The following is a 21,002-nucleotide window of genomic DNA, read 5'->3' on the forward strand; positions in this document are numbered from 1 at the left end:
GTGGAGGTATCAAATGTTCATCAATGTGTCCGATGAGTCGATCAGCGTAAATGCCAACTGGGAGCGAGCTGACCTGTCGTTGATCGAAGAAATTTCTCACTACCCCGTAGCGCTCATCGGTGACGTACTCCAGCGCATGGGCATGATGGCGTCTGCCATTCGCCACACCGCTGGCAAGGCCACGTTCTTCGGCACCATCTTGCCGCTGAATACCCGTGAAGGTGACAACCTCGCCATTCATCGGGCTCTGGACGAAGCACAGCCTGGTGATGTGCTTGTCATCAATGGCAACAGCGAAGTAAACCGTTCGGTCTTCGGCGATTTGCTGGGCGAGATCTGCTTGGCCAAGCAGGTGGCAGCAGTCGTGATTGGCGGTGCGATACGTGACATTGAAGAACTGAACAGCATGGGCTTGCCTGTCTATGCGCGAGCAGTGAATCCTGCCGGCCCGTCGAAATGGGGCCCAGGCCAGGTAGGCGTTCCAGTCGCCTGCGGCAATGTCGTTTGCTACCCAGGCGACGCTATCATCGGTGACCGAGACGGCATCATCTTCATCGCGCGCACCTTGCTGTCAACCCTTGCAGAGAAGGTCAAACTACAGGACGGCTACGAGAACAGCTTCCGGGAGAAAGTGCGAGCGAGCGTGCGCTAAACGCACATTGCCTAGGTAGGCAGCGGTCTCTCACGCCTCCGCAACTCCTGCTGAGTGGCTGGTGCCTACCCACAAAAACGCTCCAACTCTAAGAAGAAGGAGTGAATTATGGCTCAACGCTATTTCGTGTATGCCAGGTTGTCCGCACTTACCGCAAATCCACTACATCGATGCGCTCCATAAGGCTTAAATGTCTCACGACCCATCCTAGCGACAGGAGCGTGCTGGTGACTGAATCGAAGCTTGAAAGGTCAAAACCAGACACGGCAGATGGCTCAAAGTTAAGGGAAATCATGGATCAGCCATAATTATTGCTGAGCCATAATTTGACCTAACCAAGATCTGCGTATCGGTCAGATCAGCCCGCTACCACCATCTCCAGCAGGTTGTCGAACCCGGCCATATAAGTGATTATCCAAAATCGCATCACCATCGTCATCGAACATCGCAGCGAGCCACCTCATCCGCTTCATCTCCGCCACTTGAGAGAAGAAGCAGTTCTCGCACAGATGAAGCTCGTACGTTTCGCCGCAATGCGCTGAGCCCCTACCCCAAGACGCATGCATGGTTCCGTACTGAAGCTCACCGTCACCATCTCGTGTGGACATCCCGCATACATCGCATACCACATCAATGATCCCATCGAGCTGACCTGCTTGTGTGACCTTCATTCAGTACCTCCTCCACCTTTCAACGCATGCGGCATCGTCCTGGTCTCGACCTAGCGGGACTCCACAGTTCAGTACTCAGGTTTGAATACCCCTCGAGGAGCCAGCCTCTGCCGGGGCAGTAACAGGCGATTGAGTATACGCATGATAAAATCGCTCCAGGTTTATCTCGTGGAGATCTCGCTTGAACACGCCAGCAGTCTTGGGTTACTACGAAACATTGCTCAATGCCCCAACGTTTTCTAACGACTCGGCAGGCCAAAACCAAGCTCGCCGATGGAAACTTCTGGTTGATGATGTTCACAACAGCGCATCGGAATCTGACCTCCGGCAGGCAAGGAACAAAATCGAGGGCTATATCCTAGGTCTGATGGACGCGGGCAGCCTTAACCAAGATGGTGAGCGCGACTACAAGATCCTCGGTAGCATTCACCGTCGCCAGGAGTTTCTGAGAAAACTTCTCTCGACTATGTGATGCAGCAGCATCTGTAATTCGATCTATCGCTCCTCCGGGCTGCAGGCCGGCTGGATTGAAACCGTCGCATAACCAGCCTCCCGCAGGCGTCACTTGATCAATGCTTGAATCTTGTTTGATCAGTTGCGTCGACGCCTGCCCAATCACAAATCACATATGTACTACTCAGCGTCTGCGCAACGAAGTACCCCTCGACAGTTTGAGACGACATGATGATAGAGGTACGAATCCTGGCTCCATCATCGAAGCGTCTACAGCTGTCTTTAAACACGAACCCCTCAATGTAGAACTCCCCTGCACCGAACACAGCTGCCGACAGATATGCCGTGATCGGAAATCCGAAACTCAGTTCCATCGCCTTCAATACGGTGCGCGGCATTGTGACCGCAGGATCATCAACCGCATCACGCGTCGAAAGGGGAGCTCGCTTCTTAATCATCAGGAACCTCGATAAGCGTGATTGAGTCCGATCGCCACAGCGCACAGGATGGTGAGCACCCTGTAGCGGGTGAAAATTCCTACTCGGTGGGATTGAGTTCAGCTGAACAGCTTCGCCAGCTTTACTCGCAGTTCTTCTTGCGTTGTCGGACTTCCCAACCCTTGATTAGGGTCACAGCGAACCAAACGAGCATCACCGTCGGGCCAACTGAAATCTGGATCGTCATCAATCGCGACCCAGCGCGTAATGCCAGCACGTGCTACAGCACCGCAAATTTGCTCATAGCGAGTAAAAAGGTCATACCCTTCCCTCGTCGTGGCGCGCATTCGGGAATGCCAAGTTGCGGATACCGTTCGATTTCTTAATCCCTCAGGCAAGGCCGCACGCGCTCTTTGATAGCCGAGCATTCGAACCCAAGATGTAGATAGGGAAATCCGAACTCTTGGAAAGTCATTCAAAATGCCCTGCAGCACCTCTGCATGCATCATCAACTCCCCGGCTGCCCGCAACTCGATCCCGTGCTTGGTACGGAATGCAGCATCAGGATGCAGTACGCCGTCGAAATCTAGAAACAGAACGGCGTCATCTGGATTAATCAACCGTGGTCGAACCGAGCTAATCATGACGCACTCCCAACTGAATCCAGTATCTCGTCTCGCACCGTTAGCGGCACCGAATATTTCGCCATTTCACGCTAGCGTGCGCAGCGTGCCTGCTGTTTAACGCTAGCGGTTAACCGAGCAAACCCACCACAACCGACTTAATAAAAATTTAGAGAAGGACTTTGAAGCCCTCTTCTTCGAGCGTATCAATCTTACCTCCAGCCGGCGAAGTGTAAACCACGCCTTCACCTATTTTATGCATGATAACCTTACCGCCCCCTTCCCCACGCCCAACAATCAAACTCAAAACCTTATTCAGAGCCCAGCCCCCACTACCGTTCATCCAGCCGGGACTTTGCAATAAAACCTCCGCCACTTCAAAATCATCATTCTGATTTTCAAGAACGTTTTCCAGTTCATCCACATCACTTAGGAAATATTGACGCGCAACCTTTTTTCCGTTTTGCACTTCATTCACGACTATTTGATACAGGTGATAGAAGCTTTGCCACTCCACAATCCTCATGCATGTGTGGCCTTCGCCTAACAACGCAGATGCGTTTGAACTCCAAGATTCATGAGCTACGAACATATTTCCTATCCTTCCGTTTATCTACTCGCACACAAAAACCATAGTCGAAAGCAATCACTACGCGATTCATGCAACGCACCACTCTGTCTAGGCTGTCCAGGGTATTAGGTGACGCCACCGCTCGGAGGCAATGCACCAACTTCTCCGCATCCAACTTTTGTCAATTTATGGCATATATTTAACCCAACTAAATTTTGGGTGCAGAGCTTCCTCGCAGATTTCTGCGGGTACGGAGGAGTTGCCTTCGATTCTTAACGGGCATTATAGGGCGTGTTATGGGTCGGCGCAATGTGGCTACATCCTGCCTTTTACGGATGGCAAACATGTCACTCAGCGAGGCCCTTGCGGCGGTTGTCAGAGCCTTGCGACAAAGCCGAAAAATGACGCAAGACGATCTGACCGTGATCGGTCGGAGAGCGAGAAATCGCATCGAGCGTGGCAACGCTAACGTGACGATGGAGACTCTTTCGAGCGTGGCCTCCTTGCTCGAGGTCGATGCCGCTCTCCTACTCCTGCTCGCCCACTCTGCTCAATCTGGCGAATCTGTCGAGGCAGCACTCAAGCGGATCTCGTCCAAGCTCGACGCCCTCAAACAAGATGGCGCTATCGAGGCCATCACTACGCTGCCTGCACGACGCGCTGGCCGACCTGCTTCCCCCGACGTTCAGCAAGCACTCGAACGTGCTCCCCTTTTGAAGGCGGCGGGCATGTCGAACTCTGAGATTGCCCAGGAGCTGGGCGTGTCGAAGTCGAGCGTGCAGCGCTTCCTCACCAAGCGATCAAACTGACCAAACCTTGGCACCTGATGCCCCTTCGATCGGGCTTTCAAGCTTCGCCTGAATTCATCAGCCCTATACGCCGAGGCCGACTTTCAGCCTGTTCGGCTTGTTGAAGGAGGGGAGCCGTCGTCCAGGTGCGGCCAGAATTGGGCTTGGCATAGATAAAGGGTGTCAATCGGTTTGGAAAAAAAACGACACGGGTAGTAATTGCGTAAGCTATTGATATTCATCAATGTCGGTTGTCGGTTATGGGCACGAGCTCACGCGTGCAGAATTTGTTGTTATTGAAGGGCGAGCCTTGAGTATGGACCGCCACGCCCCGGCTGCCATGGGACTAAAGTCACAACGCATATGCAGATTTGCAGCGCCGGCGAAAGCGCCCCACAACGGTGCAAAGCCTCTAGAATAAGCCACCCTCCCCGCCACAGAGCAGCCCATGGATATCGAGCAGGCCCGAACCTTTCTGGAAGTCGTACGGTGCGGCAGCCTCGTCGCCGCCGCCGAGCGCCTGTTCGTGTCACAGACCGCGATCACCGCCCGGGTGCAGCGCCTTGAGCAGCAACTGGGCTGCCAGCTGTTCGTGCGCAGCCGCAACGGCGCCAGCCTGACCAGTGATGGCGAAGCCTTCGTCAGCTATGCCAACCAGCTGGTGCAGACGTGGGAAGCGGCGCGCCGTGATCTGCCACTGCCCGAAGGCTGCCAGCAAGTGCTGCACGTAGGGGCAGAAGTGAGCCTGGGCAACCCGATGCTGCTCGACTGGGTCAGCGCCTTGCACTGCGCGCTACCCAGCCACGCCATCCGCAGCGAGGTCAGCGACGGTGAGTCCTTGCTGCGCAAGGTGGAGATGGGCCTGTTGGACGCCGCGCTGGTCTATCAGCCCACCTACGGGCCGGGCCTGCAGGTGGAACAGTTGATGGAAGAAAAGCTGATCCGCATACGCCGTGTCGCGCAACCCGACCCGTATATCTATATCGACTGGGGCGAGGCATTCCGCCGCCAGCACGACGCCGCCCTGCCCGACTGCGCGCGACCGGCGCTGAGTTTCAACCTCGGGCCGCTGGCCCTGCAGTTCATTCTCGACAAAGGCGGCAGTGGCTATTTCCGTACCCGCGTGGTGCAGGCGTATCTGGACAGCGGGGTATTCGAACGGGTGCCGCAAGCCCCGGAGTTCACCTACCCAACCTTCCTGGTATACCCACGCAAGTGCGACAGCGAGGCACTGCAACAGGCCTTCACGCTGCTGCGCCGGCTGATAGCCTCCGGCACCAGCGATTGGTCACAACGCTGGGACCCGCTGATCTGAAACGCTGCCAGCGGCGCTGAGCAACTGGCGCTTGAGGCCCGCGATCAGGTCGGTCTGGGTGATCACACCGACCATCTGGTCGCCATCGATCACCGGCAGACAGTGCAGCCCTCGTTCGCACAGCAGGGGTAACAGGCGTTCCAAGGGGTCCTGGCTGCTGACACTGATGACCTGCCGGCTCATCACCTGCTCCATCCGCACGGCGTTGCGCCCGAAAAGCCCCCGCCAACTGAACCGGCCACGTTGCATGGCCGGGCCGAGCAGATCGCTGAGGCTCACGATACCCACCAGCTTGCCCTGCTGCAGCACCGGCAGGGTTTTCAGGTGATGACTGGCGAGCATCTTCCAGGCCTGCTCCAGGGTGGTATCGGGTGCGGCGAACTGCACGTCGCGGGACATCACCGACGCTGCAGTGATCCCGCCCAGGCTGCGCTGCAGGGCATGCTGCTCGGTGGCCAGGATGATGCGTTCCAGTTCATCGCGGGTGACGTCGACGAACGCCCCCAACTCGTCCAATGCCTGATCCAGGTCCGCACCCGTGACCCCGACCCGCTCGCTGGGCAACGGGTCGTGGGTGTGGTGCTGGTCCTTGCGTGGCGCAGCGCCCTTGGGGTAATGCACCCCGGTCAAACGGTTGTACACCACGGCCACCAGCACCAGAATCAGCGCGTTGAGCAGCACGGGCTCCAGCAGGTGGTCGCCCAGCGCCGTCAGCCCTGAATCGGCCAGCACTGCGCTCACCGCAACACCGCCCCCCGGCGGGTGCAGGCAGCGCAACAGGCACATCAGCACAAGCGAGAGGCCCAAGGCCGTCGCCGCGACCCACAGGTGGGGGCCGAACGCCTCGCGCATGAAAAGGCCCACTGCGCCCGCCAGCGCATAGCTGCCCAGCACCGGCCAAGGCTGTGCCAAGGGCCCGGAATGCACGGCGAACACCAGCACTGCCGAGGCCGCCAGAGGGCCCAGTAGGTGCAAGGCGATGCCGGGCCCATAGGCCATACCGGTCAACCAGCCGGCGAGGAACAAACCGAGCAGCGCGCCGATGCCGGCACGCAGCCATTGTTTTGGAGGGATATTCAGGGGCGGCGGCAACAACCGCTGCAGACGACTTTCGGAACGCAAGGCAGTCATTCAAGTAATCGTGTTCGTGGTGCTGATCAAAAGAAAGCCCAGCCGACCTGGCCTGGGCCCTAGGGGGCTCCGTCCGTGGAGAGATGGAAACCGCAGGGTTTCTTCAGGTGATTGTGCCGCGCAGCTCCGGGCTTGGGCCAATTCAAAAAAATGCGCCTGCACTGCAGTTTTTTTGCAGTGCCGCTGCCGCGACAGGGCCAAAGCGTTTCAGCGGACCTTGCGCGGCAGATCGATACTCACCCGCAGACCGCCCAAAGGGCTCTGCTGCAAGGCCAAAGACCCACCCCAGGCATCGACGATATCCCGCACGATCCCCAGCCCAAGGCCATGCCCATCCACTTGCTCATCCAGCCGCGAACCGCGCTCCAGCACCTGCAGGCGCTGGCTTTCAGGTATGCCCGGGCCGTCGTCGTCGACCCACACCTGGTAGCCTTCGCCCGTCGGGGCAATGCCCAGGCGCACTTCGCTGTCTGCCCATTTGCAGGCGTTATCCAAGAGGTTGCCCAGCAGTTCAAGGAAGTCCTCCCGGTCCCAAGGCAGCAGCAACCCGGGTGGTACATCGCGTTCGAGCAGCAAGCCTTCGCCATGGATCATGCCCAAGGTGGCGAGCAACCCCGGAAGCTCGGTATCGCAGTCGAATTGGGCGCCAGGCAGCGCATCCCCAGCCAGGCGCGCCCGGTTCAGCTCGCGTGCCAGGCGCTGCTGAATCTGCTCCAGCTGTTCGCGCAGTTGCGCACGCACCTCGGGCAAGTCATTCAGGCGCTCGCTGGACGCCAGGCTCAGCAGCACCGCCAATGGCGTCTTCAAGGCATGGCCCAGGTTACCCAAGGCGTTGCGCGAACGGCGCAGGCTGTCTTCGGTATGGCTGAGCAAATGGTTGATCTGGCCCACCAGCGGGGCCAGTTCGCTGGGTACCTGGGCGTCGAGTTGCGAGCGCTGGCCTTGCTGCAATTGGGCAATCTGCAGACGCGCGCGCTCCAGCGGGCGCAACGAGCGGGTGACAGTGATGCGCTGCAGCACCAGCACCAGGATCAGCGCCACCAGGCCCATGCCCAGGCCAATCTGCTGCAGGCGCCGGAAGCCTTCGCGCACAGGCGAATAATCCTGAGCGACGCTGATCGAGATATCCTGGCCTAGCCGCCGGTAGTCGGCACGCAGTGCAAGCAACTGCTGGCCTTCCGGGCCCAGTTCGTGGCTGTCGGAGAGGCCGGGCGCGGCTGGTTTGGGCATGTCCAGGTCCCACAGCGAGCGCGAGCGCCAGGTGCCCTTGTCGAAATCGATGCGAAAGTAGTAACCGGAAAACGGCCGTTGATAGGCGGCGGAAATGCGCCGCTCATCCAGCTGCAAGCCCGAAGGGCCACGCACCAGCGCCACCAGCAGGTTCTCGCTTTCCTTGCGCAGGCCGTTTTCCAGATAGCGCTGCAAACCCGCCTCGAACAGCCACAAGGTAAGCTGCGCAAGCACCACCCCGACCACTACCAATACGGCCACCAGGCCCAGGCTCAAGCGTGCCTGGATCGATTTCACCCGGCGCTCCCGGCATAGATGTAGCCTTGCCCGCGGCGGGTTTCGATGACGCTGCGGCCCAACTTGCGGCGCAGATGATTGACGTGCACTTCGAGCACGTTGGAGTCACGCTCGGTCTCGCCGTCGTACAGGTGCTCGGCCAGGTGGCTTTTGGAGAGGATCTGCTGCGGGTGCAGCATGAAGTAACGCAACAGGCGAAATTCAGCGGCGGTGAGCTGGATATCAACGCCTTCGCGGCTCACGCACTGGCGGCTTTCGTCCAGGTGCAGCCCGGCAGCTTCGAGCCTGGGCTGGTTGGCAAGCCCCCGCGCCCGGCGCACCAGCGCCTGAATGCGCAGTTGCAGCTCCTCCGGGTGGAAGGGCTTGCTCAGGTAATCGTCCGCCCCCGCCTTCAAGCCCTCGATGCGCTCGGCCCATGAGCCCCGTGCGGTCAGGATCAGCACCGGCGTGGCCAGACCTGCGGCACGCCACTGCGAAAGCACGTCCAGGCCCGGCAACCCCGGCAGGCCAAGGTCCAGAATGATCAGGTCGTAAGGCTCGCTCTGGCCTTGGTACACGGCGTCGCGGCCGTCGGCCAGCCAGTCCACGGCATAGCCTTGGCGCTGCAGGCCAGCGGTCAGCTCATCCGCCAGGGGGACATTGTCCTCGACAAGCAACAGGCGCATTCAGTCATCTTCCTCGTCTTTGAGCAGGGCACCGGTGCTGGCATCGAGCTTGATCTCACGCACCACACCCTCGGTGGTCAGCAGCTCGACTTCATATTCGTAGCGATCATCGTCTTCCTCCAGCTCCGCCTCCAGCAACCGCGCCCCGGGGTGACGCCCCAGGGCGGTCTCGAGCAATTGCTCGAGCGGAAGGATCACGCCGTTGCGACGCAGCTGCAGGGCCTCATCCTGGTCCAGGTCGCGCGCAACGGCCAAGGAACAGACCGCCAGCAGCGAGAGAGCCAGGTAGCGCGCCGACCGGGTCACGTGGATCATCAGTTGTCCTGTTCGTCCTTCAGCACTTCACCGGTCTTGGCGTCCAGGTCGACGTCCCATTCGACGTTCTGGGTGTCACGCATTTCGACCTTGTAGATGTAGCGGCCGTATTCGTTTTCCAGCTCCGAATCGGTAACAGTGGCGCCGGGGTGCTTGGCAACCGCAGCGGCCTTGAGCTCATCCAGCGATTTGATGGTCTTGGCATTCACCAGCTTGACCACTTCGTCAGGTTGGACGTCCTTGGCCAGGGCGACGTTGGCACCGAAAGCAAGCGCAGCGGCAGTGAACAAGGCAGTCAGAGTTTTCATCAGATTCTCTCCATCAGGGTGTGCAATTTGTCTACGGGGTTAAGATTATCCACCGGTCCTTAACTCAACCTGAAAAAAGCTGGCGTCATGATAGCGCAGCGCATCGACCATGCGTTTCCTATAATGCCCGCCCGTGAATTGCGAGGCAGTCTATGAGCGCCATCCATATCAAGTACCCGGCTCTGACCTTCAAGGCCGGCAAACGTGCCCTGCAGCGCATCCGCGAGCGCGGGCTGCAGGCAGCGGATGTCGGTGTGGTGCCGGGTGCCGCTGGCGGGCCCAAGCCACTGGGGATTCAAGGCTTGGACCTGGCGCTGTTCGGCGAGTGGCTGCCATCGGCCCCTCGCCAGCGGGCCTTGATTGGCGCATCGATCGGCTCCTGGCGTTTCGCCAGCGCCTGCCTTGACGACCCGGTGGCAGGCATCCGCCGCCTCGGCGAGCTGTATACCGAGCAGGACTTTGCCAAAGGTGTGACCGCAGCCCAGATCAGCCGCAGCTGCCAGCAGATGCTCGACGACCTGCTGCAAGGGCGCGATGGGCAGATCCTGGCATCACCGCACTTCCGCCTGAACATCCTGGTGGTGAAGAGCCACGGCCATCTTGCCCATGACCATCGCGGCCGGTTGGGGATGGGCCTGGGCTCGGTGGTCGCCAGCAACCTGCTGGGGCGCTCCCGCCTGGCGCGGCATTTCGAACGGGTCATCCTGCACGATGAGCGCGCCACCCCGCCGCTGGATCCGCTCACAGACTTTCCCTCACGCTACCTGCCGCTGGGCCTGGGCAACCTGCGCCATGCCCTGCTCGCGTCCGGCTCGATTCCAATGGTCATGGAAGGTGTGCGCGACATCCCCGGCGCCGGTGCGGGCACCTATCGCGACGGCGGCTTGCTCGACTATCACCTCGACCTGCCTTACCGCGGCGACGACCTGGTGCTTTACCCGCATTTCACCGACAAGGTCGTGCCGGGCTGGTTCGACAAAGCCCTGCCATGGCGCAAGGGCGATGCCACACGCCTGCGCAATGTGCTGTTGGTGACGCCGTCACCGCAGTATCTGGCCGCACTGCCCTTCGGCAAGTTGCCCGACCGCAACGACTTCAAGCGCTTCATGGGCGATGCCCCCAGCCGCAAACGCTACTGGTACCAGGCCATTGCAGAAAGCCAACGGCTGGGAGACGAGCTGCTGGAACTGATTGCCACCGGGCGGCTGCACGAACGCCTGCAAGCCTTGTAGCGACCATGCTGGTAGACTGCGCGCATCTTCGATACACACAGAGTTCTGACCGTGGAAATCTTCAAGGAATTTACTTTCGAATCGGCCCACCGCCTGCCCAACGTCCCTGCCGGGCACAAATGCGGCCGCCTGCATGGCCACTCGTTCAAGGTCGGCCTGCACCTGACCGGCCCGCTTGATCCGCACACCGGCTGGATCCGCGACTTTTCCGAGATCAAGGCGATCTTCAAGCCGATCTACGAGCAGCTGGACCATAACTACCTCAACGACATTCCAGGCCTGGAAAACCCCACCAGCGAAGTCATCGCCAAGTGGATCTGGGAGCAGGTCAAGCCGCTGCTGCCGGAGCTGTCCAAGGTGCGGATTCATGAAACCTGCACCAGCGGCTGCGAATACAGCGGCGATTGATGGGCGCCGCGCTACAGCGGCACGGGGTCAATCCTTGGCACCCAGCGGGCGGGGGTGGGGCGGCACGCAAGGGTTCGACACCTGCAAGCTGAACTGGCCACGCTCGCCTTGACGGTTGTTAAGGTATGCAACCCGCTCGACCCGCCGCCTCACTTGCCGCCCGTCCGCGCTGTAAAGCTTCAGGTTCAAGAACAACTGCCCTTCCTGCAACCGCTGCGGGTCCAGGCCAGGGATGTGCCACAGGGGCGTTCGCCGCCCGGCGGTCAACTTGTACAGTGCCGTATCCAGATCCACAGGCGGGTCGACGGGAAGCACCACGGAGGTCCCGAAGGGGTCTCGTAACGCCAGGTTGGCTGGCTCGTCCGTGCTCACCCCGGCAGCCGAGCGGGCCGGGTAAAAGCCAAGATAACCGTTGCGACTGACGTCGAGCCAGCAGTCCAGTGACGGCCAGAGGTCGGCGTTTCTGCCCTCATACGCCAGGCGGATCTCATAGACGAAGCCTGTTGCAAGCCGGTAGACACCGAACCAGAACCTGTCACAAAACACGCGCGGACGAGCCTCGGGCCCCCATAACGAGTCAATCAGGAACGATTGCAGGATTTCTTCGCCATAGTCCAGGCTGGTGATCAGCCAGCCATCGTCACCGTTCCAGTCATCGAATTCGGTCCAGAACGGCCGGGTGATGCCATCATCGTCAAACTGGGCGGCCCGCAACGGTTCATCCAGCAATTGCCAGCGGCATGCCGCGGTAAAACACAGCAGCGGTTCAAAATACAGCTCAGCCATCATCCCTACTCCGTACGCTCGTCAAAAACGCACAATGGCGCCCTTTCAAGGCATGGGGCAGGTAGAAGGCTTACCTCAGTTCGGCACGCAGGAACCCAGGCGCGATGTAGCGCTGGTAATGCGCCTCGGACAGCAAAAAGAATTCCCGATCGATGGCATCGCGCAACTGCGGCAGCTCCCAGTCACGAAACTCGGGCAGCAACGCCATCCCGTACGCTTCCAGGTCGCGAATCAGGCGGGCACCGCGGGCAATCAGCTGATACGCCCAGCAGTACTCGGACTGCTGCTCGACGAAGCGTATGGCGCGCTGCTGCAGCTGCTGGCGCAGCAGGTTGGCATCGAACACCTCCAGCTTGGCCATCATCACCTGTACCAGCAACTGCTCCAGGCGCAGCAAAACGGCACGCTTCTGGTCGTCGTCGTACGCGTTCCAGTGGATGACTTCGTGATGGAAACGCTTGCAGCCACGGCACACGATATCTCCATACACCGTGGAGCAAAGGCCGACGCAAGGGGTCTTGATGGACTGGTTGGGCATGGAAAAACAACGGCTTGGCGGTGGAACACAGGCCCATGTTAGCCCTTTGTCTAACCAGGGTCACTCGTTAAAGTCACGTTCGCCGCCTTACCTTCTGCGACAATTTGCCGTAGAATCATCCCGCCTTTTCAAGGCAACAATGTCCGTTGGAAGCTGTTTTCAAAGCGTCACGAGCACAGTTGATCCGGTAGAACGGCGTTGGCCCGGGCCATGCACCCCCCGCATGCCCGTGCCAGCCCTCATCAGCCCCCGTTCTGCAGGCGTAAAACTTTGAAAGCAGCTTCTGTAAGGATTCTCTGCGACCCTGGCTATGCGGCCCAAGAAGCCGTGATGGCGCATGGGTGCAGAGAATGCTGGATGAGCGTCCCGGACTCCCTTTAGGGACCACTGATGAGGGTAATAACTGTGCTTGAAGCCTACCGCAAACACATCGAAGAGCGTGCCGCCCTGGGTATCGTGCCCCAGCCGCTGAACGCCGAACAAACTGCAGGCCTGGTCGAGCTGCTGAAAAACCCGCCGGCCGGCGAAGAAGCCTTCCTCGTAGACCTGATCACCCACCGCGTTCCACCAGGAGTCGACGAGGCTGCCTACGTCAAGGCTGCCTTCCTGTCTGCCGTGGCCAAGGGTGAAGCCACCTCGCCACTGATCGACCGCAAGCACGCCACCGAGCTGCTGGGCACCATGCAAGGTGGCTACAACATCGAAACGCTGGTCGCGCTGCTGGATGACGCCGAACTGGGCGCCGTCGCGGCCGAAAAGCTCAAGCACACCCTGCTGATGTTCGATGCCTTCCACGACGTGGCCGAAAAAGCCAAGGCGGGCAATGTGCACGCCAAGGCCGTGCTGGAATCCTGGGCTGCCGGCGAGTGGTTCACCTCGCGTCCGGCCATCGCCGACAAGTACACCCTGACCGTGTTCAAGGTGCCCGGCGAAACCAACACCGACGACCTGTCCCCTGCCCCGGACGCCTGGTCGCGCCCTGACATCCCGCTGCACGCCCTGGCCATGCTGAAAATGGCCCGCGACGGCATCGAGCCGCAGCAGCCTGGCTCGGTCGGCCCGCTGGCGCAGATCGAAGCCGTCAAGGCCAAGGGTTTCCCGGTCGCCTACGTCGGTGACGTGGTCGGTACCGGCTCTTCGCGTAAATCCGCCACCAACTCGGTGCTGTGGTTCTTCGGCGACGACATCCCGTACGTACCGAACAAGCGCGCCGGTGGCTTCTGCTTCGGCACCAAGATCGCCCCGATCTTCTACAACACCATGGAAGACGCCGGCGCCCTGCCGATCGAATTCGATTGCACCAACCTGGCCATGGGCGACGTCATCGACGTTTACCCCTACAAAGGTGAAGTACGCCGTCACGACAGCGACGAGCTGGTCACCAGCTTCGAGCTGAAAACCGAAGTACTGCTGGATGAAGTCCGCGCTGGTGGCCGCATCCCGCTGATCGTCGGCCGTGGCCTGACCGATAAAGCCCGTGCCGAGTTGGGCCTGGGTGCATCCGACCTGTTCAAGAAGCCAGAGCAGCCTGCCGATTCCGGCAAGGGCTTCACCCTGGCCCAGAAAATGGTCGGCCGTGCGTGCGGCCTGCCGGAAGGCCAGGGCGTGCGCCCAGGTGCTTACTGCGAGCCGAAGATGACCACCGTCGGCTCCCAGGACACCACTGGCCCGATGACCCGCGACGAGCTGAAAGACCTGGCGTGCCTGGGCTTCTCCGCTGACCTGGTGATGCAGTCGTTCTGCCACACCGCGGCCTATCCGAAGCCGATCGACGTCACCACCCACCACACCCTGCCAGACTTCATCCGCACCCGTGGCGGCGTGTCGCTGCGCCCAGGCGACGGCATCATCCATAGCTGGCTGAACCGCATGCTGATGCCTGACACCGTCGGTACCGGTGGCGACTCGCACACCCGCTTCCCGATCGGCATCTCGTTCCCGGCCGGTTCCGGCCTGGTGGCCTTCGCCGCCGCTACCGGCGTCATGCCGCTGGACATGCCAGAGTCGATCCTGGTGCGCTTCAAGGGCAAACTGCAACCAGGCATCACCCTGCGTGACCTGGTACACGCCATCCCTTACTACGCCATCCAGCAGGGCCTGCTGACCGTCGAGAAGAAAGGCAAGAAAAACGCCTTCTCCGGCCGCATCCTGGAAATCGAAGGCCTGGACGAACTGACCGTCGAGCAAGCGTTCGAGCTGTCCGACGCCTCGGCCGAGCGTTCCGCTGCCGGCTGCACCATCAAGCTGCCAGAGAAGGCCATCGCCGAGTACCTGCAGTCGAACATCACCCTGCTGCGCTGGATGATCGGCGAAGGCTACGGCGATGCCCGCACCCTGGAGCGTCGCGCCCAGGCGATGGAAGCCTGGCTGGCCAAGCCTGAGCTGCTGTCGGCTGACGCCGATGCCGAATACGCCGAAATCATCGAAATCGACCTGGCCGACGTCAAGGAGCCTGTGCTCTGCGCGCCGAACGACCCGGACGACGCCCGCCTGCTGTCGTCGGTACAGGGCGAGAAGATCGACGAAGTGTTCATCGGTTCGTGCATGACCAACATTGGCCACTTCCGCGCTGCCGGTAAGCTGCTGGAGAAGGTCAAGGGCGGTATTCCGACCCGTCTGTGGCTGGCTCCGCCAACCAAGATGGACGCTCACCAGCTGACCGAAGAAGGCTACTACGGCATCTACGGCAAGGCCGGTGCGCGCATGGAAATGCCAGGCTGCTCGCTGTGCATGGGCAACCAGGCACGTGTGCAGACCGGTTCGACCGTGGTTTCCACCTCGACCCGTAACTTCCCGAACCGCCTGGGCGATGCCACCAACGTCTACCTGGCATCGGCCGAGCTGGCTGCTGTCGCATCGATCATCGGCAAGCTGCCGACTGTCGAGGAGTACATGCAGTACGCGAAAGACATCGACAGCATGGCTGCCGACGTTTACCGCTACCTGAGCTTCGACCAGATCGCTGAGTTCCGCGAAGCTGCGGCCAACGCCAAGATCCCGGTTGTTCAAGCGTAATCAGCTGTAAGCCACAAAAAAACCCGGCATTCATGCCGGGTTTTTTATTGCCCTTGCTCGCCTCAGATCACGAACAAATCCACGAAGCGGTGGACCGCCGTGGCCTCCAGCCGCTGTTGATCGCCACACAGCGCGAAAATCTCCAGGCAACGCTGACGCGAAAACCGCGTCGCCAAGTTGTCCCTGAACTTGGTTTCCAGCAAGGGGATGCCCTCCCCGCGTCGGCGCCGGTGCCCGACCGGGTACTCCACCACTACCTGTTCGGTACTGCTGCCATCCTTGAAGAACACCTGCAAGCCATTGGCGATCGAGCGCTTGTCCGGCTCCAGGTATTCGCGGCTGAAACGAGGGTCCTCGACCACTTCCATCTTTTCGCGCAGACGGTCGATGCTCGGATGGGCAGCGTGGAAAGCATCCTCGTAATGCTCGGCCACCAGATGACCGAAGATGAGCGGCACCGCCACCATGTACTGCAGGCAGTGGTCGCGATCGGCAGCATTGGCCAGCGGGCCGACCTTGGAGATGATGCGAATGGCCGATTCCTGGGTGGTGATGACGATACGGTCGACTTCGTGCAGGCGGTTACGCACTTGCGGATGCAGGCTGACTGCCGCTTCACAGGCGGTCTGGGCGTGGAACTCGGCCGGGAAACTGACCTTGAACAACACGTTTTCCATCACGTAACTGGCCAACGCCTGCGGTACGCGGAGCGCCTGCTGGGCAGAAGGCTTGAGCGCCAGGTCCTTGTTGGTGTGGCTGAACGACACGTCGTAAAAACCCCACTGCGGCGCAGTCAGCACACCGGGCACACCCATTTCGCCACGCAGCGCGATATCGGCCAGGCGCACGCCCCGGCTGGACGCATCGCCGGCAGCCCACGACTTGCGCGAGCCGGCATTGGGTGCATGGCGGTAGGTGCGCAGCGCCTGGCCATCGACGAAGGCATGAGACAGGGCCGAGAGCAGTTGTTCACGGTTGGCACCCATCAGCTTGGCGCACACGGCCGTGGACGCCACCTTGACCAGCAGCACGTGGTCCAGTCCGACACGATTGAAGGCGTTCTCCAGGGCCAGCACACCTTGAATCTCATGGGCCATGACCATGGCCTCAAGCACTGCGCGCATCAGCAGCGGGCTTTCACCCCTGGCCACCTGCTTTTGCGACAGGTGATCAGCTACCGCAAGGATCCCCCCGAGGTTATCGGAAGGGTGGGCCCACTCGGCGGCAAGCCAGGTATCGTTGTAGTCCAGCCAGCGCACGGTGCAGCCGATATCCCAGGCGGCCTTGACCGGGTCGAGCCGGTAACTGGTGCCGGGCACCCGGGCGCCATTGGGTACCACCGTACCCTCCACCAGCGGGCCGAGGTGCTTGGTGCACTCTGGAAAGCGCAGGGCCAACAGGCCACAGCCCAGGGTGTCCATCAGGCAGTTGCGTGCGGTGTCCAGCGCTTCGGAGGACTCGACGCGGTAGGTAAGAACGTAATCGGCAAGGGTTTGCAGCACCCCGTCGTAGTCAGGGCGCTCGTTCAGGTCTACGTTGGCGCTCATTTGCAGCTCCTTTGATTGGGGCTGCTACGCCACCCGGCGCCGGCAATGCGGCTCCCACAAGGTCGATGCAGGAACCGGCTTGCCGGCGCTGGACCGCGTAGCGGCCTTGCTGATTCAAAGCCAAGCGCCAAGTGCGTCAGAAGCTGTCGCCAGGCACCCTCACCCAGCCTTCCATCAATACACGGGCACTACGACTCATGATTGCCTTGGTCACCGTCCACTCGCCCTCCACCTGGCTGGCCTGAGCCCCGACCCGCAAGGTGCCGGAGGGATGGCCGAAGCGCACAGCACTGCGCTCGCCCCCGCCAGCAGCGAGGTTGACCAGCGTACCTGGAATGGCAGCAGCGGTACCGATGGCCACCGCAGCAGTACCCATCATCGCGTGGTGCAACTTGCCCATGGAAAGTGCACGCACCAGCAGGTCGATGTCAGCCGCCTCGACAGCCTTGCCACTGGAGGCAGTGTAGGTGCTTGGCGGTGCAACGAAAGCCACCTTCGGTGTGTGCTGACGCCCGGCCGCCTGGTCGACATGCTCGATCAGCCCCATGCGCACGGCGCCATGGGCACGGATCGCCTCGAAACGCGCCAACGCCTGCGCATCACCATTGATCGCATCCTGCAGTTCGGTGCCGGCATAACCGATGTCGGCGGCATTGAGGAAAATGGTCGGGATACCGGCGTTGATCAATGTGGCTTTGAAGGTACCGATACCGGGCACCTCCAGTTCATCCACCAGGTTGCCGGTAGGGAACATCGCACCGCCGCCCTCGCCCTCATCGGCCGCCGGATCAAGGAATTCCAGTTGCACCTCGGCGGCCGGGAACGTCACGCCGTCGAGTTCGAAGTCGCCCGTTTCCTGCACCTCGCCTTCGGTGATCGGTACATGAGCGATGATGGTCTTGCCGATATTGGCCTGCCAGATACGCACGGTGGCCACACCATTGCGCGGGATGCGCGACGGCTCGACCAAGCCGCTGCTGATGGCGAACGATCCGACAGCAGCAGACAGGTTGCCGCAGTTGCCGCTCCAGTCGACGAAGGCCTTGTCGATGGCTACTTGGCCGAACAGGTAGTCGACGTCATGGTCGGGCTGGGTGCTTTGCGACAGGATCACGGTTTTGCTGGTGCTTGAGGTAGCGCCGCCCATGCCATCGATCTGCTTGGCGTAGGGGTCAGGGCTGCCGATGACCCGCAGCAGCAGTGCGTCACGGGCCGGCCCTGGGGCTTGCGCTCGCTCAGGGAGGTCCTGCAGGCGGAAGAACACGCCTTTGCTGGTGCCGCCGCGGATGTAGGTGGCGGGGATCTTGATTTGCGGTGCGTGTGCCATGGCTGTGCTGTCCTGTCTGAATATGCAATAACCCTCGGCGCTTGTTCTGCAGCCCATCACCGGCTTACCGGCGACGGGCTGCATAACAGGCGCCGACTACTCAGGCCGATGCCTCGAGGAAGTCCTGGGCGAAGCGCTGCAGTACCCCGCCCGCCTCGTAGATCGACACCTCTTCGGCGGTATCGAGCCGGCAGGTCACCGGCACTTCGAGCCGTTCGCCATTGCTGCGCGTTATCACCAGCGTCAAGGTTGCACGCGGCTTGCGCTCACCTGCCACGTCATAGGTCTCGCTGCCATCCAGGCCCAGGGTCTTGCGGTCGGTGCCCGGCAGAAACTCGAGCGGCAACACGCCCATGCCCACCAGGTTGGTGCGGTGGATGCGCTCGAAGCCCTCGGCAACGATCGCCTCGACTCCGGCGAGCCGCACACCCTTGGCCGCCCAGTCGCGGGACGAGCCTTGGCCGTAGTCGGCACCGGCAACGATGATCAGCGGCTGCTTGCGCTGCATGTAGGTTTCGATGGCTTCCCACATGCGAATTACTTTGCCCTCCGGCTCGAGGCGCGCCAGCGAACCCTGCTGCACGCTGCCATCGGCCTTGCGCACCATCTCGTTGAACAGTTTGGGGTTGGCGAAGGTGGCACGCTGCGCCGTCAGGTGGTCGCCGCGGTGGGTGGCGTAGGAGTTGAAGTCCTCCTCCGGCAGGCCCATTTTGGCCAGGTATTCACCCGCCGCGCTGTCGAGCAGGATGGCATTGGAAGGTGACAGGTGATCGGTGGTGATGTTGTCCGGCAGCACCGCCAATGCACGCATGCCGCGCAACGTGCGCTCACCGGCCAAGGCGCCTTCCCAGTAAGGCGGGCGGCGGATGTAGGTGCTTGTCGGACGCCACTGGTAAAGCGGCGCCACTTTCGGCCCTCGGTCTTGCTCGATAGCGAACATCGGGATGTACACCTTGCGGAACTGCTCCGGCTTGACCGCAGCGCCCACCACCGCGTCGATCTCTTCGTCGCTCGGCCAGATGTCCTTGAGGCGGATTTCCTGACCATCGACCACGCCCAGCACATCTTTCTCGATGTCGAAGCGAATCGTGCCGGCAATGGCATAGGCCACTACCAGCGGCGGCGAGGCCAGAAATGCCTGCTTGGCGTACGGGTGGATGCGTCCATCGAAGTTGCGGTTGCCCGAGAGCACCGCCGTCGCATAAAGGTCACGGTCGATGATTTCCTGCTGGATCACCGGGTCCAACGCACCGGACATGCCGTTGCAGGTGGTACAGGCGAAGGCGACGATACCGAAGCCCAATTGCTCCAGCTCCTTCTCCAGCCCCGCTTCCTCCAGGTACAGCTGCACGGCCTTGGAGCCTGGGGCGAGCGACGACTTGACCCACGGCTTGCGCGCCAGGCCGAGCTTGTTGGCATTGCGCGCCAGCAGGCCGGCGGCGATCACGTTGCGTGGGTTGCTGGTGTTGGTGCAGCTGGTGATCGCAGCGATGATCACTGCGCCGTCAGGCATCTGCCCCGGCACCTCGTCCCAGGCACCGGCGATACCCTTGGCCGCCAGGTCGCTGGTGGCAACCCGGGCATGCGGGTTGGACGGCCCGGCCATGTTGCGCACCACGCTCGACAGGTCGAAGTTCAGCACGCGTTCGTATTCAGCGTTGGCCAGGGCGTCAGCCCACAAGCCCGTGGCTTTGGCGTAAGTCTCCACCAACTTGACCTGCTGATCTTCACGGCCGGTCAGTTTCAGGTAGTCGATGGTCTGCTGGTCGATGGCGAACATTGCAGCGGTTGCACCGTATTCCGGCGCCATGTTGGAGATGGTCGCACGGTCGCCGAGCGTCAGGGCGCGTGCACCTTCGCCGTAGAACTCGAGGTAGGCGCCAACCACCCTCTGCTTGCGCAGGAACTCGGTCAAGGCCAGCACCAGGTCGGTAGCGGTGATAGTGGCTGCCAGCTTGCCGCTGAGCTCCACGCCGACGATTTCCGGCAGGCGCATCCACGAGGCGCGGCCCAGCATGACGTTTTCGGCCTCAAGGCCGCCAACGCCGATGGCGATCACGCCCAGGGCGTCGACATGCGGGGTATGGCTGTCGGTGCCCACGCAAGTGTCCGGGTAGGCCACACCGCCATCGCTGTGGACAACCGGCGACATTTTCTCCAGGTTGATCTGGTGCATGATGCCGTTACCGGGCTGGATCACATCGACGTTCTTGAACGCCTTCTTGGTCCAGTTGATGAAGTGGAAGCGGTCTTCGTTGCGACGGTCTTCGATGGCGCGGTTCTTGTCAAAGGCCTGCGGGTCGAAGCCACCGCACTCGACGGCCAGCGAATGGTCGACGATCAGTTGCACCGGCACGACCGGGTTGACCGCCGCCGGGTCGCCCCCCTTCTCGGCGATGGCGTCGCGCAGGCCGGCGAGGTCGACCAGCGCGGTCTGGCCGAGGATGTCGTGGCACACCACGCGGGCCGGGAACCACGGGAAGTCGAGATCGCGCTTGCGTTCGATCAGCTGGCCGAGCGAGGCATTCAGGCTTGCAGGGTCGCAGCGGCGCACCAGGTTTTCGGCGAGCACCCGCGAGGTGTAAGGCAGGTTGTCGTAGGCACCCGGCTTGATGGCCTCGACCGCGGCACGGGCGTCGAAATAGTCCAGGTCCGTGCCTGGCAGGTTTTTGCGGTATGCGGTGTTCATAGAA

The 21,002-nt window shown here is 61.3% G+C and carries 21 protein-coding genes; 7 read left to right on the forward strand and 14 right to left on the reverse strand.

What is annotated here, in order from left to right; all coding sequences use genetic code 11:
* Positions 1 to 13: 13 nt before the first annotated feature.
* The gene (locus tag ACIPZH_RS14105) at positions 14 to 652 is read left to right on the forward strand and encodes an RraA family protein (RefSeq protein WP_400636598.1); all 639 of its coding nucleotides are present in this window, start codon (positions 14 to 16) and stop codon (positions 650 to 652) included.
* A 353-nt stretch (positions 653 to 1,005) separates the two neighbouring features.
* Here the strand turns inward: ACIPZH_RS14105 and ACIPZH_RS14110 are convergent, their stop codons facing one another.
* On the reverse strand, positions 1,006 to 1,323 hold the full coding sequence (locus tag ACIPZH_RS14110) for a hypothetical protein (protein WP_241806089.1): 318 nt from the start codon (positions 1,321 to 1,323) through the stop codon (positions 1,006 to 1,008).
* A gap of 181 nt (positions 1,324 to 1,504) precedes the next feature.
* Here ACIPZH_RS14110 and ACIPZH_RS14115 point away from each other — a divergent pair, with 181 nt between their 5' ends.
* Positions 1,505 to 1,795, forward strand: coding sequence for a hypothetical protein (locus tag ACIPZH_RS14115; protein WP_400636600.1), 291 nt, complete (start codon positions 1,505 to 1,507; stop codon positions 1,793 to 1,795).
* Between the two features lie 97 nt (positions 1,796 to 1,892).
* On the opposite strand, the gene ACIPZH_RS14120 is transcribed toward ACIPZH_RS14115, so the two are convergent.
* From ACIPZH_RS14120 to ACIPZH_RS14130, 3 genes are all read right to left on the reverse strand, one after another.
* Positions 1,893 to 2,234, reverse strand: a complete 342-nt coding sequence (locus ACIPZH_RS14120) for a hypothetical protein (RefSeq protein ID WP_241806088.1) — start codon at positions 2,232 to 2,234, stop codon at positions 1,893 to 1,895.
* Between the two features lie 98 nt (positions 2,235 to 2,332).
* Entirely contained in the window at positions 2,333 to 2,857 is a 525-nt protein-coding gene (locus tag ACIPZH_RS14125) for an HAD domain-containing protein (RefSeq protein ID WP_400636601.1), read from the reverse strand.
* A gap of 148 nt (positions 2,858 to 3,005) precedes the next feature.
* Positions 3,006 to 3,428, reverse strand: a complete 423-nt coding sequence (locus ACIPZH_RS14130; RefSeq protein WP_400636603.1) for a hypothetical protein — start codon at positions 3,426 to 3,428, stop codon at positions 3,006 to 3,008.
* Positions 3,429 to 3,751: 323 nt separating this feature from the next.
* Here ACIPZH_RS14130 and ACIPZH_RS14135 point away from each other — a divergent pair, with 323 nt between their 5' ends.
* Positions 3,752 to 4,216, forward strand: coding sequence for a hypothetical protein (locus ACIPZH_RS14135; protein WP_400636604.1), 465 nt, complete (start codon positions 3,752 to 3,754; stop codon positions 4,214 to 4,216).
* A gap of 427 nt (positions 4,217 to 4,643) precedes the next feature.
* Positions 4,644 to 5,510, forward strand: a complete 867-nt coding sequence (locus tag ACIPZH_RS14140) for a LysR family transcriptional regulator (protein ID WP_400627212.1) — start codon at positions 4,644 to 4,646, stop codon at positions 5,508 to 5,510.
* Here the strand turns inward: ACIPZH_RS14140 and ACIPZH_RS14145 are convergent.
* From ACIPZH_RS14145 to ACIPZH_RS14165, 5 genes are all read right to left on the reverse strand, one after another.
* Entirely contained in the window at positions 5,484 to 6,641 is a 1,158-nt protein-coding gene (locus ACIPZH_RS14145; RefSeq protein ID WP_400636606.1) for an HPP family protein, read from the reverse strand. The genes ACIPZH_RS14140 and ACIPZH_RS14145 overlap by 27 nt on opposite strands.
* Before the next feature lie 207 nt (positions 6,642 to 6,848).
* On the reverse strand, positions 6,849 to 8,168 hold the full coding sequence (locus ACIPZH_RS14150; RefSeq protein WP_400636608.1) for a sensor histidine kinase: 1,320 nt from the start codon (positions 8,166 to 8,168) through the stop codon (positions 6,849 to 6,851).
* Positions 8,165 to 8,833: a response regulator transcription factor gene (locus ACIPZH_RS14155; RefSeq protein WP_241803268.1), complete on the reverse strand. Its 669-nt coding sequence runs from the start codon at positions 8,831 to 8,833 to the stop codon at positions 8,165 to 8,167. Before ACIPZH_RS14155 ends, ACIPZH_RS14150 begins: the two co-directional genes overlap by 4 nt.
* Positions 8,834 to 9,148 carry a PepSY domain-containing protein gene (locus tag ACIPZH_RS14160; protein ID WP_241803267.1) on the reverse strand — a complete coding sequence of 105 codons (315 nt, stop codon included), beginning with the start codon at positions 9,146 to 9,148 and terminating at the stop codon, positions 8,834 to 8,836.
* On the reverse strand, positions 9,148 to 9,456 hold the full coding sequence (locus ACIPZH_RS14165; protein WP_241803266.1) for a PepSY domain-containing protein: 309 nt from the start codon (positions 9,454 to 9,456) through the stop codon (positions 9,148 to 9,150). The genes ACIPZH_RS14160 and ACIPZH_RS14165 overlap by 1 nt, the downstream gene beginning before the upstream one ends.
* A gap of 152 nt (positions 9,457 to 9,608) precedes the next feature.
* On the opposite strand from ACIPZH_RS14165, the gene ACIPZH_RS14170 reads away from it, so the two are divergent.
* Both ACIPZH_RS14170 and queD read left to right on the forward strand, forming a co-directional pair.
* Entirely contained in the window at positions 9,609 to 10,688 is a 1,080-nt protein-coding gene (locus ACIPZH_RS14170; protein ID WP_400636610.1) for a patatin-like phospholipase family protein, read from the forward strand.
* 51 nt (positions 10,689 to 10,739) lie between these two features.
* On the forward strand, positions 10,740 to 11,096 hold the full coding sequence (gene queD / locus ACIPZH_RS14175; RefSeq protein ID WP_012313684.1) for a 6-carboxytetrahydropterin synthase QueD: 357 nt from the start codon (positions 10,740 to 10,742) through the stop codon (positions 11,094 to 11,096).
* Positions 11,097 to 11,123: 27 nt separating this feature from the next.
* Here queD and ACIPZH_RS14180 read toward each other — a convergent pair whose 3' ends face one another.
* Both ACIPZH_RS14180 and ACIPZH_RS14185 read right to left on the reverse strand, forming a co-directional pair.
* The gene (locus tag ACIPZH_RS14180) at positions 11,124 to 11,882 is read right to left on the reverse strand and encodes a hypothetical protein (RefSeq protein WP_400636611.1); all 759 of its coding nucleotides are present in this window, start codon (positions 11,880 to 11,882) and stop codon (positions 11,124 to 11,126) included.
* 70 nt (positions 11,883 to 11,952) lie between these two features.
* Positions 11,953 to 12,420, reverse strand: coding sequence for a DUF1289 domain-containing protein (locus ACIPZH_RS14185; protein ID WP_400636613.1), 468 nt, complete (start codon positions 12,418 to 12,420; stop codon positions 11,953 to 11,955).
* A gap of 405 nt (positions 12,421 to 12,825) precedes the next feature.
* On the opposite strand from ACIPZH_RS14185, the gene acnB reads away from it, so the two are divergent.
* Positions 12,826 to 15,435, forward strand: a complete 2,610-nt coding sequence (gene acnB / locus ACIPZH_RS14190) for a bifunctional aconitate hydratase 2/2-methylisocitrate dehydratase (RefSeq protein ID WP_400636692.1) — start codon at positions 12,826 to 12,828, stop codon at positions 15,433 to 15,435.
* Between the two features lie 62 nt (positions 15,436 to 15,497).
* On the opposite strand, the gene prpD is transcribed toward acnB, so the two are convergent.
* The 3 genes from prpD to acnD all read right to left on the reverse strand — a co-directional run bounded on the left by prpD (position 15,498) and on the right by acnD (position 20,998).
* Positions 15,498 to 16,982, reverse strand: coding sequence for a 2-methylcitrate dehydratase (gene prpD / locus ACIPZH_RS14195; protein ID WP_400636614.1), 1,485 nt, complete (start codon positions 16,980 to 16,982; stop codon positions 15,498 to 15,500).
* Between the two features lie 136 nt (positions 16,983 to 17,118).
* Complete coding sequence (prpF, locus tag ACIPZH_RS14200; RefSeq protein ID WP_400636615.1) at positions 17,119 to 18,309, reverse strand: 2-methylaconitate cis-trans isomerase PrpF; 1,191 nt, start codon at positions 18,307 to 18,309, stop codon at positions 17,119 to 17,121.
* Positions 18,310 to 18,409: 100 nt separating this feature from the next.
* Positions 18,410 to 20,998, reverse strand: a complete 2,589-nt coding sequence (acnD, locus tag ACIPZH_RS14205) for a Fe/S-dependent 2-methylisocitrate dehydratase AcnD (RefSeq protein WP_400636616.1) — start codon at positions 20,996 to 20,998, stop codon at positions 18,410 to 18,412.
* Between the last annotated feature and the right edge of the window lie 4 nt (positions 20,999 to 21,002).

The sequence above is a fragment of the Pseudomonas sp. NPDC089758 genome (assembly GCF_044748705.1).
GTDB classification, from domain to species: Bacteria; Pseudomonadota; Gammaproteobacteria; order Pseudomonadales; family Pseudomonadaceae; genus Aquipseudomonas; species Aquipseudomonas putida_X.

Excerpts from the sequence above, each read along its gene's own strand:
- ACIPZH_RS14185 (WP_400636613.1), bottom strand. The coding sequence starts at position 12,420 with ATGCCCAACCAGTCCATCAAGACCCCTTGCGTCGGCCTTTGCTCCACG.
- ACIPZH_RS14130 (WP_400636603.1), bottom strand. The coding sequence starts at position 3,428 with ATGTTCGTAGCTCATGAATCTTGGAGTTCAAACGCATCTGCGTTGTTA.
- ACIPZH_RS14135 (WP_400636604.1), top strand. The coding sequence starts at position 3,752 with ATGTCACTCAGCGAGGCCCTTGCGGCGGTTGTCAGAGCCTTGCGACAA.
- prpF (WP_400636615.1), bottom strand. The coding sequence starts at position 18,309 with ATGGCACACGCACCGCAAATCAAGATCCCCGCCACCTACATCCGCGGC.
- ACIPZH_RS14160 (WP_241803267.1), bottom strand. The coding sequence starts at position 9,148 with ATGATCCACGTGACCCGGTCGGCGCGCTACCTGGCTCTCTCGCTGCTG.
- ACIPZH_RS14165 (WP_241803266.1), bottom strand. The coding sequence starts at position 9,456 with ATGAAAACTCTGACTGCCTTGTTCACTGCCGCTGCGCTTGCTTTCGGT.
- ACIPZH_RS14155 (WP_241803268.1), bottom strand. The coding sequence starts at position 8,833 with ATGCGCCTGTTGCTTGTCGAGGACAATGTCCCCCTGGCGGATGAGCTG.
- prpD (WP_400636614.1), bottom strand. The coding sequence starts at position 16,982 with ATGAGCGCCAACGTAGACCTGAACGAGCGCCCTGACTACGACGGGGTG.
- ACIPZH_RS14105 (WP_400636598.1), top strand. The coding sequence starts at position 14 with ATGTTCATCAATGTGTCCGATGAGTCGATCAGCGTAAATGCCAACTGG.
- ACIPZH_RS14125 (WP_400636601.1), bottom strand. The coding sequence starts at position 2,857 with ATGATTAGCTCGGTTCGACCACGGTTGATTAATCCAGATGACGCCGTT.
- ACIPZH_RS14110 (WP_241806089.1), bottom strand. The coding sequence starts at position 1,323 with ATGAAGGTCACACAAGCAGGTCAGCTCGATGGGATCATTGATGTGGTA.
- ACIPZH_RS14120 (WP_241806088.1), bottom strand. The coding sequence starts at position 2,234 with ATGATTAAGAAGCGAGCTCCCCTTTCGACGCGTGATGCGGTTGATGAT.
- ACIPZH_RS14145 (WP_400636606.1), bottom strand. The coding sequence starts at position 6,641 with ATGACTGCCTTGCGTTCCGAAAGTCGTCTGCAGCGGTTGTTGCCGCCG.
- ACIPZH_RS14170 (WP_400636610.1), top strand. The coding sequence starts at position 9,609 with ATGAGCGCCATCCATATCAAGTACCCGGCTCTGACCTTCAAGGCCGGC.
- ACIPZH_RS14180 (WP_400636611.1), bottom strand. The coding sequence starts at position 11,882 with ATGGCTGAGCTGTATTTTGAACCGCTGCTGTGTTTTACCGCGGCATGC.
- acnD (WP_400636616.1), bottom strand. The coding sequence starts at position 20,998 with ATGAACACCGCATACCGCAAAAACCTGCCAGGCACGGACCTGGACTAT.
- ACIPZH_RS14140 (WP_400627212.1), top strand. The coding sequence starts at position 4,644 with ATGGATATCGAGCAGGCCCGAACCTTTCTGGAAGTCGTACGGTGCGGC.